18 protein-coding genes are annotated in these 14894 nt (G+C 61.2%); 6 read left to right on the top strand and 12 right to left on the bottom strand.

The window, feature by feature from the left end; all coding sequences use genetic code 11:
- Nucleotides 1–114: 114 nt before the first annotated feature.
- Entirely contained in the window at nt 115–798 is a 684-nt protein-coding gene (locus AQUI_RS32235; protein WP_051371861.1) for a methyl-accepting chemotaxis protein, read from the top strand.
- On the opposite strand, the gene dgt is transcribed toward AQUI_RS32235, so the two are convergent.
- From dgt to AQUI_RS0109435, 3 genes are all read right to left on the bottom strand, one after another.
- The gene (dgt, locus tag AQUI_RS0109445; RefSeq protein WP_211236008.1) at nt 789–2150 is read right to left on the bottom strand and encodes a dGTP triphosphohydrolase; all 1362 of its coding nucleotides are present in this window, start codon (nt 2148–2150) and stop codon (nt 789–791) included. The genes AQUI_RS32235 and dgt overlap by 10 nt on opposite strands.
- A gap of 63 nt (nt 2151–2213) precedes the next feature.
- Nucleotides 2214–3110: a cation diffusion facilitator family transporter gene (locus tag AQUI_RS0109440; protein ID WP_027257303.1), complete on the bottom strand. Its 897-nt coding sequence runs from the start codon at nt 3108–3110 to the stop codon at nt 2214–2216.
- A gap of 22 nt (nt 3111–3132) precedes the next feature.
- Entirely contained in the window at nt 3133–3900 is a 768-nt protein-coding gene (locus AQUI_RS0109435; RefSeq protein WP_027257302.1) for a sulfite exporter TauE/SafE family protein, read from the bottom strand.
- On the opposite strand from AQUI_RS0109435, the gene AQUI_RS31225 reads away from it, so the two are divergent.
- The 4 genes from AQUI_RS31225 (at nt 3785) to AQUI_RS0109420 (ending at nt 7246) form a co-directional block, all read left to right on the top strand.
- A complete protein-coding gene (locus tag AQUI_RS31225; RefSeq protein WP_169730764.1) occupies nt 3785–4042 on the top strand; it encodes a hypothetical protein in 258 nt (85 codons plus the stop codon). The two genes, AQUI_RS0109435 and AQUI_RS31225, sit on opposite strands and share 116 nt — an antisense overlap.
- 3 nt (nt 4043–4045) lie before the next feature.
- Nucleotides 4046–5731: an acyl-CoA dehydrogenase family protein gene (locus AQUI_RS0109430; RefSeq protein ID WP_027257301.1), complete on the top strand. Its 1686-nt coding sequence runs from the start codon at nt 4046–4048 to the stop codon at nt 5729–5731.
- A 174-nt stretch (nt 5732–5905) separates the two neighbouring features.
- Entirely contained in the window at nt 5906–6589 is a 684-nt protein-coding gene (locus tag AQUI_RS0109425) for an SGNH/GDSL hydrolase family protein (RefSeq protein ID WP_027257300.1), read from the top strand.
- 63 nt (nt 6590–6652) lie between these two features.
- On the top strand, nt 6653–7246 hold the full coding sequence (locus tag AQUI_RS0109420; RefSeq protein WP_342665583.1) for an META domain-containing protein: 594 nt from the start codon (nt 6653–6655) through the stop codon (nt 7244–7246).
- Here AQUI_RS0109420 and recO read toward each other — a convergent pair.
- From recO to era, 3 genes are all read right to left on the bottom strand, one after another.
- Nucleotides 7230–7955 carry a DNA repair protein RecO gene (gene recO, locus AQUI_RS0109415; protein ID WP_027257298.1) on the bottom strand — a complete coding sequence of 242 codons (726 nt, stop codon included), beginning with the start codon at nt 7953–7955 and terminating at the stop codon, nt 7230–7232. The two genes, AQUI_RS0109420 and recO, sit on opposite strands and share 17 nt — an antisense overlap.
- A gap of 69 nt (nt 7956–8024) precedes the next feature.
- Nucleotides 8025–8354: a DUF1491 family protein gene (locus AQUI_RS0109410; protein WP_027257297.1), complete on the bottom strand. Its 330-nt coding sequence runs from the start codon at nt 8352–8354 to the stop codon at nt 8025–8027.
- Between the two features lie 88 nt (nt 8355–8442).
- Nucleotides 8443–9348: a GTPase Era gene (era, locus tag AQUI_RS0109405; RefSeq protein ID WP_027257296.1), complete on the bottom strand. Its 906-nt coding sequence runs from the start codon at nt 9346–9348 to the stop codon at nt 8443–8445.
- Between the two features lie 201 nt (nt 9349–9549).
- On the opposite strand from era, the gene AQUI_RS0109400 reads away from it, so the two are divergent.
- Nucleotides 9550–10929, top strand: coding sequence for a multicopper oxidase family protein (locus AQUI_RS0109400; protein ID WP_027257295.1), 1380 nt, complete (start codon nt 9550–9552; stop codon nt 10927–10929).
- Between the two features lie 4 nt (nt 10930–10933).
- Here AQUI_RS0109400 and rnc read toward each other — a convergent pair whose 3' ends face one another.
- The 6 genes from rnc to AQUI_RS0109370 all read right to left on the bottom strand — a co-directional run bounded on the left by rnc (nt 10934) and on the right by AQUI_RS0109370 (nt 14851).
- Entirely contained in the window at nt 10934–11611 is a 678-nt protein-coding gene (gene rnc, locus AQUI_RS0109395; RefSeq protein ID WP_027257294.1) for a ribonuclease III, read from the bottom strand.
- Nucleotides 11608–12444, bottom strand: coding sequence for a signal peptidase I (gene lepB, locus AQUI_RS0109390; RefSeq protein ID WP_027257293.1), 837 nt, complete (start codon nt 12442–12444; stop codon nt 11608–11610). Before lepB ends, rnc begins: the two co-directional genes overlap by 4 nt.
- Before the next feature lie 58 nt (nt 12445–12502).
- Nucleotides 12503–12934, bottom strand: coding sequence for a holo-ACP synthase (gene acpS, locus AQUI_RS0109385; protein WP_027257292.1), 432 nt, complete (start codon nt 12932–12934; stop codon nt 12503–12505).
- Nucleotides 12931–13350 carry an ABZJ_00895 family protein gene (locus AQUI_RS0109380; RefSeq protein WP_027257291.1) on the bottom strand — a complete coding sequence of 140 codons (420 nt, stop codon included), beginning with the start codon at nt 13348–13350 and terminating at the stop codon, nt 12931–12933. Before AQUI_RS0109380 ends, acpS begins: the two co-directional genes overlap by 4 nt.
- Nucleotides 13351–13354: 4 nt before the next feature.
- Complete coding sequence (locus tag AQUI_RS0109375; protein ID WP_027257290.1) at nt 13355–14104, bottom strand: pyridoxine 5'-phosphate synthase; 750 nt, start codon at nt 14102–14104, stop codon at nt 13355–13357.
- A gap of 105 nt (nt 14105–14209) precedes the next feature.
- Entirely contained in the window at nt 14210–14851 is a 642-nt protein-coding gene (locus tag AQUI_RS0109370) for a DUF2062 domain-containing protein (RefSeq protein WP_027257289.1), read from the bottom strand.
- Between the last annotated feature and the right edge of the window lie 43 nt (nt 14852–14894).

Below are 14894 nucleotides of genomic sequence, written 5' to 3'. Positions count from 1 at the left end.
GGAAATTATTTTTCCAGTAAACTCTTCTTTAACTCTTCCAGCGCAATCCTTCCGCAAACGCAGCTTTGCGGCTGTTTCACCGATTTTTGCGCCACGCTCCGGGGAGAGATCAGAATGGACAAAGAGGCTTTAACGGTTTTCAACAGCATTTTCAGTTCCGGCAGCGCCTTTGTGTACCGCTGTGCCAATGACGAGAATTTCACGATGAAGTTCATGGCCGGGCAGATTGAAAAGCTCTGCGGCTGCCCCAAATCGGACATTCTAGGAAATGCAAAGGTGTCCTATGTCAGCTTGACTCACACAGAGGACATCGACCGTGTCTTTGCCGATGTGGATGCCGCAATAGAAGCGCGGCAGAACTGGGACGTCGCCTACCGGCTGAGCCGGCCGGACGGCTCAGCCGCCTGGGTACGCGAGCGCGGCAATGCGGTTTATGATGACAATGGCGAAATGGTTTACCTTGAGGGGTTGGTCGTGGATGCCTCGGCTGAGGTCAACCTGCGCAGGGAACTCGAAGAGACTTTGCAGAAGACCGAAGCAGACAATGCCGAAATCCTCAAGCTGGCAGAGAATATTCTACGGTCAGTTCAGAAACTTTCGATCCTGGCCATCAATGCGGGCATCGAGGCTGCCCGGGCCGGAAAGGCTGGCCAGGGCTTTGCGTTTCTGGCGCGTGAGATCAAGGCGCTTGCGGACGAGAACAACGCTTGGGCGAACCGGATTACGGATCAGATGGCGGGCCGAGACAGCTCAGCCCGCGACAAGCTCATGCGCGCACGGGCAACGGATCAGACCTGAAGCGAGCCTGTGACCATGCCCCGAACTTTGACCGCGTAACGGTCGGTCATACCGGAGACAAAGTCGGCAAGCGAATGCATCGCCGTGTACGGGTCTTCCACGCCGCGCAAATCCAGATCCACGGCGCGGATCAGCTGCTTCCAGTGCGGGTGCTTTTTGCCCAGCTGACTCTGATCCCATTCACAAGAAGCGAGATCGGCATAAAGCCCGTGAAAGTGGTCGAGAAGGCGGTGCAGCACCTGGCGACCTGCGACTTCCAGCTCGGTCTTGCGGCGCGCGGCAAAAATGCGCTCCACCGACAATCGCTGAAGTTCAGCGAACGCGTCAGCCTTGGCTGAAGCTCCGATCAGATCGCCGTCGAACTCACCGCTCATGATGGCGTCATAATTGTCCATGAACGCCTGAACCGCCGCGCTGGTAGCAGCACCGATTGACAAGGCACGCAGCAAGGCAACCCTGTCATTCAGCGGCATGGCCGCGTCTTCCTCACGGTTGCGCTTGCCGGTGATGTCCTCCAGCACTGCTGCCACGTCGGAGCGGTCCAGGTCACCGACCGCGCCTGCGTCCTCGATATCCATGATCCGGTAGCAGATGTCGTCCGCCGCCTCGACCAGGAACGCGAGCGGATGGCGGCGGTACCAGCCCGCGCCTTCTTGCAGCATGCCCGTGGCATCGCAGATCTCATCCAGCAATGCGGCGTCAGAGGCAAAGACGCCGAATTTCTTGAGGCCTGAATAAGGCGCCGGGCCGTCGCCGCAGACGGCATCGCGCACCAGCCGGGTGCAGGGGTACTTCAGGAAGGCGCCCAGCGTTGCATAGCTAAGCCGCATGCCACCCTCGCGCCGCGCCATTTCCAGCCGCCCTGCAATCCGCAGGCCCTGTGCGTTGCCTTCGAAATATGCGAACTCGGCCTGCTGGTCTGCCGGGATCCGGGCCGCCAGCCCGTTTCCGGATCTGAATTGCGCTGCAAACCAGCCGCCGATGCTGTCCTCGCCGGAGTGCCCGAATGGCGGATTGCCAATGTCATGCAGCAGGCAGGCGGCCTGCACATGGCCCGCAATGCGCAGAACTTGATCCGCAGAGATCCGCCTATCCTTCAGCAAGGCATGGCCGACACTGGTACCGAGTGACCGCCCGACGCTGCAGGTCTCCATGCTGTGAATCATCCGGTGATGCACATGGTCGTGGCTGTAAAGCGGATGCACCTGGGTCTTCTGGGCCAAACGGCGAAAGGGTTCGGAGAACAGGATGCGGTCATAGTCCTGCAAATAGGCCTCGCGTCCCGGTGCTTCGGGGTAGTCCGACCGGCACAGCCGCCCCGGGTTCAGCAGCCTGTTCCACTCCATCGCCATTTGCCTGCTCCTTTGCCTGTTTGAACGCGGTTAAACGGGAGGCCGGGCGGAAATGCAATCGCTTCAGCGCGGCTTGATCCCGGCGGGCTCCAGCTTGTGCTCCGGCTCCACGTGAATCACCGGCTGCGCGTCTGGAAACCCCTGGTGCAATGCGGCTTCCACGCGGTCGCAGATATCGTGCGCTTCCTGAACAGTCATGCCGCCTTCGACAACCATGTGGCATTCCACAAACAGCGCCCGGCCTGCGCGGCGGGTCTTGAGGCCATGCACCTGCAACGCTCCGGCGGCCGAACTGTGGATGATTTCCTCAATCTTCGCACGCTCCCCTTCAGGGGCGGCGGTGTCCATCAGCCCATTCACTGATCCGGAAATCACCTGCCAGCCTTCGCGCAAGATGTTGACCGCAACCAGCAGCGCCAGCAGCGGGTCGAGCACTGCCCAGCCGCTGGCCAGTGCCAGCACCAGGCCCAGCAACACCCCAGCCGACGTCCAGACGTCGCTCATCAAGTGGCGGCCCCCGGCAGACAGCGCCGGTGAATGCAGCCGCCTTCCGCCCCGCAACAACATCCGCGCCCAAGCCAGGTTCGCGCCCATAGCCAGCGCATTGACCACCAAACCCGCGGTGCTCCAGTCGGCTGCGGCCGGGCGGCCCAGAGCATTCACGGCTTCATGAATGATAACCAAAGCGGCGATAACAATCATAATGCCTTCAGCCACAGCAGAGAAATACTCAGCCTTATGATGACCATAAGGGTGGCCCGCATCAGGCGGCCGCTGGGCGTAGCGCACGGCAAACCACGCCATCACAGCACCCCCGATATTCACCAGCGACTCCAGCGCATCCGAAAGCAGCGCGACCGACCCGGTCATCATCCAGGCCGCCGCCTTCAGCCCCATGACTGCCAGCGCGACCAGGATCGAGCCTGTTGCCATCTGCTCGGCACTCAGCCGTTGATGCATGATCCTGTCCTCCGGCCCCTGTTCACATCAGCAGGCCGCGGCGCAGCAGGTTCAGCCCGGCGATCAGCAAAACCACAAGTGTTGCGCGGCGGAAGAGCGCTTGGTCGATCCGGTCATGCAGCTGACCGCCGATCCACATGCCAACCACCCCCGGCACGATCAGCGCCAGCGAGAAAGGCGCAGTTTCAGCACGGATCACACCCGATCCGATATGCGCCACCAGAAGCGCCACTGCGCCGAGGCCGTAGATCACGCCCTGCACCCGGATCTGTTCCGCCTTCTCGGTATTCAAGGCGGTGAGATAGGCCACCGTCGGCGGGCCCCAGACCCCGGAAACACCGCCGATCAGCCCTGCAATGCCGCCCACCACCGCCTCGCTGCGGCGTGTGGGGTTTGCCAGGGTGAAAACCTTGCCCATCAACTGGATGCAAGCAAAGACCGTGACCGGCAGGCCAATGACCAGCAGCAGCGCCTGCTGCGGCAGCAACCGCACAGACTGGGCGCTCAGCAGCAGGCAGACAAGGCCGATAAGCAGGAACACCCGGAATTTGCGAATCGAGGCTATGGCAGCCGCAGGCCCCTGGCGCAGCGCCTGCATACCGTTTGTCACCAGCGTCGGCAAAATAAGCCCGGCCAGCGCCAGATCCGGCGCCAGAAACATGCTGAGACCGGAAATGAAAATCATCGGCATGGCAAAACCAACCAGGCCTTTGACTGTGCCCGCCAGCAGCGCGATACCGCAGGCGGCCGCCAGCTCTGCTGGGGAAAGAAGGGAAATCAATGCCGTCATACCTCCGCTGTACCATATCCGCAGCGTGCTGCATTGGCAAAATCAACACGCAAGATTTGATCCAAACGCAACACCTTTGAGTATTTTTGTTGCGCTGCACCTGCAAAATGATTTACCACCGGGCGACCGAAGAAGGATCTGATTCATGGCTCATGACGGACAGGACTTGCAGATGAAACCGACACTCATTCCCGACCTGCTGGCGCTGACCGGCGCCGCACTGGAACCGCTGAACCAGCTGCTTGAGGCCGCCCGCGCCTCGGTCAAGGAGATGGTGAGCAGCGACGGCCGCGTCTCGGGCCGTCTGATCGAGGAAAACCAGGTTGCCGCACATGGCCTGTCGTGGCTGGCGACCTATGTCTACTCGTTGCGCCAGATGCAGAAATGGGCCGAGAAGCTGCAGAGTGAGGCCAAGTTCGGCGAGATGGAGCAGCTGATCCATCAGATCGGCTTTGGCGAATACCTGTGGCAGGTCTATGGCGGCATCCAGATGAACCAGGGCGAGATCATCCGCCTGCAGGATCTGGGCCTTTCTCAGGATGCCCAGCGTGCGCAAATGGTGCCGGCGGTGATGACGCTATGCGAGCAGGGCAACAGCCAGGCCGCACGCACCCGCCTGGTCAAGCTGATGGAAGAACAGGCTGGCTCCACCATGTTCGGTGCCTCCGGTCTGGAGGAAGAGCTGGAGATGATCCGCGACCAGTTCCGCCGCTATGCGGTGGAGAAGGTCGAGCCGCACGCCCATGACTGGCACCTGAAGGATGAGCTGATCCCGCTCAGCGTGATCGAAGAGCTGGCGGAAATGGGTGTGTTCGGCCTCACCATCCCCGAGGAATACGGCGGTTTCGGCCTCTCCAAGGCCTCGATGGTCGTGGTCTCCGAGGAGCTGTCGCGCGGCTATATCGGCGTTGGCTCGCTTGGCACCCGTTCGGAAATTGCAGCGGAGCTGATCCTTTGCGGCGGCACCGAGGAGCAGAAAACCAATTGGCTGCCCAAGCTGTCCAGTGCTGAAATCCTGCCCACCGCTGTGTTCACCGAACCGAACACCGGCTCCGACCTCGGCTCCCTGCGCACCCGCGCGGTGAAGGACGAGAACGGCGACTACAAGATCACCGGCAACAAGACCTGGATTACCCACGCCGCCCGCACTCATGTGATGACCCTGCTGGCGCGCACCGACCCGAGCACCACCGACCACCGCGGACTGTCGATGTTCCTGGCGGAAAAAACGCCCGGCACCGACGAGGCGCCATTCCCCACTGAAGGCATGACCGGCGGCGAGATCGAAGTGCTGGGCTACCGCGGCATGAAGGAATACGAGCTGGGTTTCGACAACTTCCATGTGAAGGGCGGGAACCTGCTGGGCGGCGAGGAAAACAAAGGCTTCAAACAATTGATGGAGACATTTGAATCTGCCCGCATCCAGACCGCGGCCCGCGCCATTGGCGTCGCCCAGTCGGCGCTGGATATTGCCATGCAGTACGCGCAGGACCGCAAACAGTTCGGCAAGTCCCTGATCAACTTCCCCCGCGTCTCCGGCAAGCTGGCGATGATGGCGGTGGAAATCATGATCGCCCGCCAGCTGACGTATTTCTCGGCCTGGGAAAAGGACCACGGCCACCGCTGCGACCTGGAGGCCGGCATGGCCAAACTGCTGGGCGCCCGTGTCGCTTGGGCCGCCGCCGACAACGGGCTGCAGATCCACGGCGGCAACGGCTTTGCGATGGAATACAAAATCTCCCGCGTTTTGTGTGATGCAAGGATCCTCAATATCTTTGAAGGCGCCGCAGAAATCCAAGCCCAGGTTATCGCCCGCCGCCTGTTGGGCTGACCGGCCGAAAGCTGTTTCGCTCGGGAGAAATCCTGCTCAGGCTCGGCGTTCGCGCCGGGCTTCTTGCAGCCGGGATCTGCCCAGGATGCGTTCACGCTGCAACCAATGCGAGGAATAAGACTGTTTCCAATCCGGGTTATTCGATCTTTCACCAGTTTTGGTTAACAAGAAACCATGACACTCTTCCGCTGCTTTCTGCTTCCCGTGCTGTTTCTGTTTTCCGCCTGCTCCGGTGCTGTGCCGGCGGATCAGTTCCCCCGCATTCTGGCGATGGGGGATTCCCTGCTGGCCTGGCACAGCCTGGCAGGCAAATCCATTTCCGACACCGTTGCCCGCGAGCTGCAGGAACCAGTCGTTGACCGCTCCGTCTCGGCCGCGCGGATCATTTACAAGCTGCCGATTTCCGGCGCGGCAGGAATGCAGATCCGCAAACAGTACAAGCCTGGCAAATGGGACTGGGTGATCGTGAATGGCGGCGGCAATGATCTGTGGCTCGGCTGCGGCTGTTTTGCCTGTGATCGCAAGCTTAACAAACTGGTTTCCCCTGACGGACGCAAAGGTGCGATCCCGGGCATGCTGTCAGAACTGCGCGCAACCGGTGCCAAGGTGATTTACGTCGGTTATCTGCGCAGCCCCGGCGTGGGATCGATGATCGAGCATTGCCGCGATGAGGGCAACGAGCTGGAAACCCGCATCGAACGCCTGGCTGCACTGGATGAGGGCATTTTCTTCCTGTCGAACAAAGACATGGTGCCCTTTGGCGACCGGTCTTATCACGCACTGGATATGATCCACCCGTCGGTAAAGGCCAGCAACGAGATCGGCCGCAAGTTGGCCGAAATCATTCAGTCAAATTAGGCGGCCCGTCCCGCCGCTTCAGACGCAATCGTAGAATCCATCTCCTGCGTTGGGCCGGGCGCCATGCTGCGCACGGCGCAACAGCGCATTCCCGCCCGGGCCCGTCCGCGCCGCGCATTGCGCGGTGCCATGCCCAACGGGCGCAAGGCATTCACAATGCCGCTGCGGCGGACGGGAGCCGTCACTTTTCCAATTCCGGGCCTTCCTTGCGTTCTCTGCGCTCATTTTCCAGAGTGCGAAATATCACTGCTATGCGGAAACCTGATGCTGCGTTCTATTTTGATCTGCTTACTGGTGCTTGCCAGTGCCTGCACCGGAGACGAGACTTTATCGGCCTATGGGGCGGCAGATAAAACCTGGCGTCTCTCCAGCATCGACAATGCGGCCTTTCCTGCAATTGCCAGGCTAGCCTTCCCTGAACCTGGTAAAATCACCGGGCATACGCCCTGTAACAGTTTCCAGGGTGCTCAGACCGCGCCTTACCCCTGGTTCAGCGCTGAGGCGTTTACCGTTACACGCGCGGCTTGCCCCGAACTGGCACTTGAAACCGAATTTCTGCAGTCCCTTCAGACAATGACTCTGGCCGAGGTTTCCGGAGATGTGCTGATCCTCAGCAACGGCCAGGGGCGCGAGATGCTGTTCACAGCCGGCGGATGAGCAGATCCGTCAGCCGCCTCCGCGCCTCTGGAATTGGCAGATTGCCCAAAGATGGCGCCAGATGCGCGTCCAGAAAATAGCCTGTGGTGCGCAGCGCCTGCACAATTTCCGCATCCTCCGCGCTGCCCTGTCCCAGCATCACCGGCGGCAAAGGCAGCAGCCGGTCCGCCCAATCACCGGCGCCTTCACGTGAAACAGCCCGGCCTGATTTCGGCGAGACATAACTCAGGGCTCTGTCACTGCCGGTCACGGCGCAAGCTGACAGATCGAGGCCAAAACCCATCTCCTCCAGCAGCGCCAACTCCCAGCGCAGATAGGCAAGCGGCCAGAGTTCTTCATTACCCAAGAGATCCAGCAGCCGTTCACTGCGGGTATAGAGATCAGGGTGCGGCTCACGCTCTGGCAGACAGAAGGACAGCAGCGCTGTCACCGCATTAAGGCCGGCTAGTGCCAGCCTTCCGGACATCGCAGCTGCGGCACGGCTGCGTAATGGCTCAGCGTGATAGCTGCCCAGATGGTCCTCCAGCCGCGCTCTCCAGCTCAGGTCCAGCTGCGCACCAGGCTGCAGGATCGGGGCCAGCTTGCGGCTGGCACCGCCGCGCACCATGCCCGTGTGACGGCCATGCTCTTCGGTAAAGACATCGATGATGGCCGAGTTTTCACCGTGGCGGCGCACTGAAAGCAATATGCCGTGATCACGCCACTCCACTGGCGGCCCTCTCTGTTGTTCCGGCAGCCTCAGCAGACCGCATTGCGGTGCGTTCCGCAAGCGTCAAGACTATTCCAACCCAGGCTCGTCCAGCAGATGGCGTCCAGCCCGGTCTTCGACCTCAATAACCCAGAGGTCGGGATCAAACGAACGCTGGCGCAGGATAGAGGTGTCGACCTCAGCCTCCGGCCCGGCTGAAAGTTCATCCCATTTGCGCGCGCCGCTCATCAGGTCATAGGTGCGGTGGAAGGCGCGTGCCTGGCCGTTCAGGGTGTTGAGTTTCACCAGCACCGCACCCGCCGTGTCGTCACCGTGCGACGTTACAAAGGCAGGGATCTCCATCAGCCGCAGCCGGGCCAGATAGGCCTGCACCCAGAATTCAGCAGTAAGGCGGGTCATGCTGCGCGTTTTCCGGCGGTGCCGCCGGTTGAACGAACGGACGCCTCCGGCGGGAGTATTTTCACAAAAGTGAAGCGCATGGGCAGCTTCAATTGCCGTCTTTGAAGTCGAGGCCCATTTCGGAATAGCGCTCGGATTCTTCCAGCCAATTCGGGCGCACCTTCACTTGCAGGAACAGATGCACCTTGCGGTCCAGGAATTCCTCCAGCTCAGCGCGGGCCGCTTGGCTGACCGCTTTGATCGTCTCGCCCCGCTTGCCCAGCACAATGCCCTTATGCCCGTCGCGCACCACGTAGATCAATTGGTCCACCCGGGCTGAGCCGTCCTTGCGTTCTTCCCAATTCTCGGTTTCCACCGTCAGCTGGTAGGGCAGTTCCTGATGCAGGCGCAGCGTCAGTTTTTCGCGGGTCATTTCTGCCGCAATCATCCGCATCGGCAGGTCGGCTATCTGATCCTCGGGGTAGAGCCAGGGGCTTTCCGGCAATTTGCCCGCCAGCCACTGACGCAAGTCGTCGACACCATGGCCGCGTTCAGCAGAGATCATAAAGGTTTCGGCAAAACCGTAGCGGCTGTTCAGATCCTCGGCGAGGCCCAGCAGTTTTTCGGCCGGCACCTTGTCGATTTTGTTGATGGCCAGCGCCACTTTGCGGCCGGTGCCGATTTCCTCAAGCCCTTCGAGGATGGTTTCGACGCCTTCGGTGATGCCGCGGTGGGCCTCGACCATCAGCACGACGACATCTGCATCCGCTGCGCCGCCCCAGGCGGCAGCAACCATGGCCCGGTCCAAGCGGCGGCGCGGTTTGAACAGGCCCGGGGTGTCGACGAACACCAATTGCGCGTCGCCCTCCATCGCCACGCCGCGGATCCGCGTTCGGGTGGTCTGCACCTTATGGGTCACGATCGAGACCTTCGCCCCGACCATGCGGTTCAACAAGGTAGATTTGCCCGCGTTGGGCTCTCCGATCAGGGCAACGAATCCGGCGCGTGTGGTCATCTGTACTGGTCCTGTTTGCAGAGCAGACCAACTACAGGATTTCACCCATAGGGGCCAGAGGCGTTTTCAACGGGCCACCGGCATCTTCCCACAACCTTGCCCTATGTCAAAGACCTGTGGCAGATCCAATGTGACAACCGCAGCGCCAAGCCATTCCGCGAGCCAGGCTTTTCATGACATTTTGCCTTAGGGAGGCTTCCAATGAAACGCCGTGACTTTCTGCTTGGAACTGCTGCGACGGCAGGAGTGATGGGCGCCGCTTCCTGGGGGGCAGCCCGCAGCACCGAACAGCAGCTGACCATCCAGACCGCCCGCTTTGCCTTTCGCGAAAAACCAACAGACGGGTTGGTGAGCCTGTCGCCGGATGCGCCGCCGCCGGTAATTTATGGCACCCAGGGCAACCCCATGCGCCTGCGAGTGGCCAACGGCACCGAAGATTACACCGCGATGCACTGGCACGGACTGCGGATCGCCAACGCAATGGACGGGGTGCCCTATCTGACCCAAATGCCGATCGCCGGCGGCGAGTCGTTTGAGTATGAATTCACTCCGCCGGATGCCGGCACCTACTGGTATCACCCGCACTGCATGACCATGGCGCAGATGGCGCATGGGCTGACCGGGGTGATGGTAATCAGGGAAGCAGAGGATCCCGGTTTCGACGGTGACCAGGTGATCAACCTGCGCGACTTCCGGCTGGATGGGAATGGCGCCTTCCTGTCCTACTACTCCGCCCGCGGCGCGGCCCGCGGCGGAACCCACGGCAATGTGCTGACCGCGAACTGGCTGCGGGCGCCGGTTTACGATCACCCCGCGGGCGGGCTGGTGCGGTTGCGCATAGTGAACACGGATACCACGCGGATCTACAAGCTGCATCTTAGTACAGCCCAGGCACGGATCATCGCTTGGGACGGGCATCCGGTGGAAATTGACGTTCCCCTGCCCTCTGCCACGGAGCCGCTGCTGGTCGGCCCTGGCCAGCGGGTGGATTTCGCGCTGCGCATGCCTGCAAGCGAGGGGCAGACGGCGGATCTGCTGGCAGAGCTGCCGGGCCAGCCCACCCGCACCATGGCGAAGTTGCGGTCGGTTGGCACAAACCTGGCACGGAACATGGCCGAGTTGAAACCGCTGCCTGCCAATCCCATTTCACGGCCAGATCCAACAAACGCCGAGGTGCTTGATTTCGTCTTTGGCTGGACGCCTGAGGGCGGGCCGCCGAATGATGGGTATTGCGGTTCTCTCGGCTACAGTTTCTGGTCGATCAACCGCACGCCCTGGGCCGGAGATGCGGCCAAGGGCACCGGGCCGCTGGCGACGCTAGAGCGCGGCAAAAGCTATGTGCTGCGGCTGAGGAATGAATCGCCGAACCTGCATCCGATCCATTTGCATGGGCTGGCCTTTATCCCGATCCGCTCAAACCTGCGCACGCTGCCGCCGCTGGTGACGGACACCATGCTATTGTTGAAGGATGAGGTGGCCGAGATCGCGCTGGTTGCGGACAATCCGGGCGACTGGGCCTTTCACTGCCATGTGATCGAGCATCAGAAAACCGGCCTCGCGGGTTACATCCGCGTGACCTGATGGCTCAACCGAGCTGTTCCAGCAGTGCCTTTGCGGCGGCCTGTTCGGCCTGCCGCTTGGAACCTGCGGTCGCCTGTGCCTCGGTTCCGTCCTGCAACCGTGCTGCAATAGTGAAAACCGGCGCGTGATCCGGGCCGCTGCGGGACACTTCAATGTAGGCCGGCGGTTTCTGGCCTCGCGCCTGCGCCCATTCCTGCAGCGAGGTCTTGGCGTCGCGTGCGTCGCTTTCGACCTGATGGATACGGCGCCCCCACAAGCGCAGAATCATTTCCGCCGCGGCCTCAAAGCCTGCGTCCTTGTAGACTGCGGCAATCACCGCTTCCATGGCGTCGCCCAGAAGGGCCTGCTTGCGGCGTCCGCCGGACATCATTTCCGACCGGCCCAGTTTCAGAACGGCGCCCAAGTCGATTTCTGCGGCGACATCAGCGCAGGCCTCCTTGCGCACCAGCGCATTGAAGCGCGGCGCCAGCTGGCCCTCGGTGGCGGTCTTGTCGTGCTCCAGCAGTGCAGTTGCCATCACCAGCCCCAACACCCGGTCACCCAGAAATTCCAGCCGCTGGTTGTCCTTGCGGTTGGGCGAGGACACAGACGCATGTGTCACAGCGCGCTGCAACAGGTCAGGGCGGGCAAAATGATGCCCGATCCGGTCTTCAAACGCGCGCAATTCCTTGGACAGCTTCACTGGATCCCCTTGAAGAAACGGTCGCTCCGCCATGTCCAGAAATACAGCATGGACCGCCCTGCAGAGGAGAACATGATCCGGTCGGCCCGGCCGATCAGATTTTCAAACGGCACAAAACCAACCCCGCCGGCAGACTGCGGCAAGCGGCTGTCCGAGGAGTTGTCCCGGTTATCGCCCATAAAGAAGTAGTGGCCTTCCGGCACCTGATAGACACCGGTGTGATCCATGCCCTGATTGGTAATGTTAAGCACGATATGTTCATTGCCGCCCGACAGGGTTTCCAGTTTGCGCGACTTGTTGCAGACAGCCCCCTGGCCTACCGGCGCGTTTTCACAGCGCGGGAAGGAACCCTGCGGTCCCTGGCGCTCCATCACTTCCTCGAATTGGCCGGCGTCTTGCAGTTTGACCGGTTCGCCGTTGATGAACAGCACACCGTTTTTCATCTGGATCTTGTCGCCCGGCAAACCAATCAGCCGTTTGATGAAGTCATTGCTGTTGACCGGATGGCGGAACACCACCACGTCGCCGCGCTCAGGCTGGCTGCCCATCAGGCGGGTGTTGTCGCCGTCCAGGAAGCCGCAGATGTTTTTGGCGTCGATGTTCAGACCAACCGCCGGAATGCGCACGCTGGGGCAGGAGGCGTAGGAGTAGCCGTAGGCCATCTTATTCACGAACAGGAAATCCCCGATCAGCAGGGTCTCCTTCATCGATCCGGAGGGGATCCAGAAGGGCTGGAAAAACAGGGTGCGGAAGACACCGGCGATCAGCAGCGCATAGACGATGGTCTTTATCGTCTCGATGATCGAACTGCTGGTCTTTGCTTTGGCCGTCATCAGGCTCTCCGGATTGAAAACAGGGTCCGGGGCTACATGCGGGCCTGAAAGGGCCAAGTCAAGTTCCGGCGGGCAATTCCGCCGGGTTCGCTGCGATGGGAAGCGCCTCGATCACCACAAAAGCCTGAGCCCAGGGGTGATCATCAGTCAGTGTCACGTGGATCACAGCCTCATGGGCAGGAGGCGTCATCTCGCGCAGGCGTTCGGCGGCCCAGCCGGTCACATGCATCACTGGCTGACCGGTACGCAAATTGGTCACCGCCATGTCCTTCCAGGCGATACCCATGCGCAGGCCTGTGCCCAGTGCCTTGGAACAGGCTTCCTTGGCGGCCCAGCGCTTGGCATAGGTGCCCGCGACATCGCGGCGGCGTTCGGCCTTGCGCTGTTCGGTTACGGTGAAAACCCGGTTGCGGAACCTATCGCCGAAACGGTCCAGCGTGCGCTGGATACGCTCGATATTGGCCAGATCGGTTCCAACGCCCAGGATCATTCTTCCAGCCGCTTCAGCCCCAGTTTGATGCCATGCGCAAGAAACAGGCGGTTGACCATCAGGATGACCGCCAGCAGCAACACGAAAAGGCCTGCGAGATACAGGACAGGAATGGTTGCCCGCGCCTCTGCGATCACCGGATTGTTCCAGTATAGCGGCAGCTGGGCAATGGTCAGCAGCGCGACAACCCCTGTCATCGCCGCAGCACAGACCCAGGCCGTTTTGCCGGCCAGCGGTGCCCGGGTTGCCTGCGCGATGCGCATTCCTTCTAGAACTGCGGCAAACATCGGCGGCAGGACCGTTGCCAGCCCGGCCGGCATGCCGGCCCCGAACTGTGCCAGCACCAGTCCCAATAGCATCATACCGACCGAGGCCGCCATCCACAGCAGCCCATAGCGGATCAAATTGACTTGCATGGCCTTATACCTCCCGCGCTTCGTCCATCATCCGGCGCATTTCCTGCACTGCCGGGGTCAAGCCGCGGAAGACCGCCTCGCCGATCAGGAAGTGGCCGATGTTCAGCTCCTTCACCTCTGGAAAGGCCGCTACCGGCTTGACTGTTTCATAGGTGAGGCCATGGCCTGCATGCACTTCCAGCCCCAGCGAATGGGCAAATGCGGACATTTCGCGCAGTGCTTCCAGTTCGCGGTCGCGGTCCTTGGCCTTGCCCTCGGCGTGGTAGTCGCAATAGGCGCCCGTGTGCAGTTCGATCACCTCGGCGCCAATTCGGTGCGCAGCTTCAATCTGCTTTTTATCAGCTGCAATGAATATCGACACTCTGCAGCCCGCATCGCGCAAGGGTGCGATGTAATGGGCCAGGCGGTTTTCTTCACGGGCGACTTCCAACCCGCCCTCAGTGGTGCGTTCCTCGCGTTTTTCCGGCACGATGCAAACAGCGTGCGGCTTGTGGCGCAGGGCGATCCTTTGCATCTCCTCTGTTGCCGCCATCTCGAAATTCAGCGGCACGTTCAGTGCTTCCATCAGCCTGTCGATATCGGCATCGGTGATATGGCGGCGGTCTTCGCGCAGATGTGCGGTAATCCCAGCGGCGCCTGCTTCCTCGGCCAGCTTTGCGGCGCGGACCGGGTCCGGATAGGCACCGCCGCGGGCGTTGCGCACGGTGGCAACATGGTCGATGTTCACGCCCAGGCGCAATTTGTTCTGTGTCATGAGATCTGTCTCATCCGTCTGAAGTCAATGCTTTAACCAAAGACTAGACACCAGCCTGGCAAGAGCAACCCTGCAGGTGATAATGGTACAATCCGGCAGCATAGTTCAGGGGTCGATCCCGACTTCTGCCCGCTGTTTGATTGCTTCGAACTTGGCTTTGATCTTGGCTCGGCGGCGCTGCTGGTAGACCCGGATCACCGGCAAGCTCAATATATAGCAGACCGTGGCCGTAACGAGGCCCGGAATAATGCCGCCGATCATATAGGGATAGAACACCTCGTTATAGAACAGGTGCAGGCCCTGCCAATCGGCAGGCTGATCCTTGAACAACGCAAACAGGTTGTCTTTCAGGTCGCCGCCGGCTGCCATGAATTTGCCAACCAGGGACTTATCGACTTCCTCGTCGAACTCGGTGCCCAGGATCCAATGCCCGGTCTGCAACGAGGCCACTCCGATCGGCACATAGGTCAGCGGGTTGCCAAAGAAGGTAGCGCTGAGCGAGGCTAGGATGTTGCCGTTCATCAGCCGGGAAATGACCGCCGCCACAAGGAAATGCAGCCCGTAAAAGGGGGTGAAGGTGGTGAACACACCGGCCCAGATGCCGCGGGCAATGCGTTCGGGCGAATCAGGCAGGCGCCGCACCCGGTGCTTCACATACAGGAACGCCCTTCCCCAGCCGCCGCGCGGCCAGAGAAAATCCGCCAGCGCCCGGAGGGGCGGACGTCTGTCCCGGCGCCTGAATACCAAAGCTGTGCGTCCTTCCCAGTTCCCGGCTCAAAATTTCAGCGGC

It is taken from the genome of Leisingera aquimarina DSM 24565 (assembly GCF_000473165.1).
Lineage (GTDB): Bacteria > Pseudomonadota > Alphaproteobacteria > Rhodobacterales > Rhodobacteraceae > Leisingera > Leisingera aquimarina.
The sequence above is the reverse complement of the archived record's forward strand: the minus strand, read 5'-3'. Positions and strand labels throughout refer to the sequence as shown.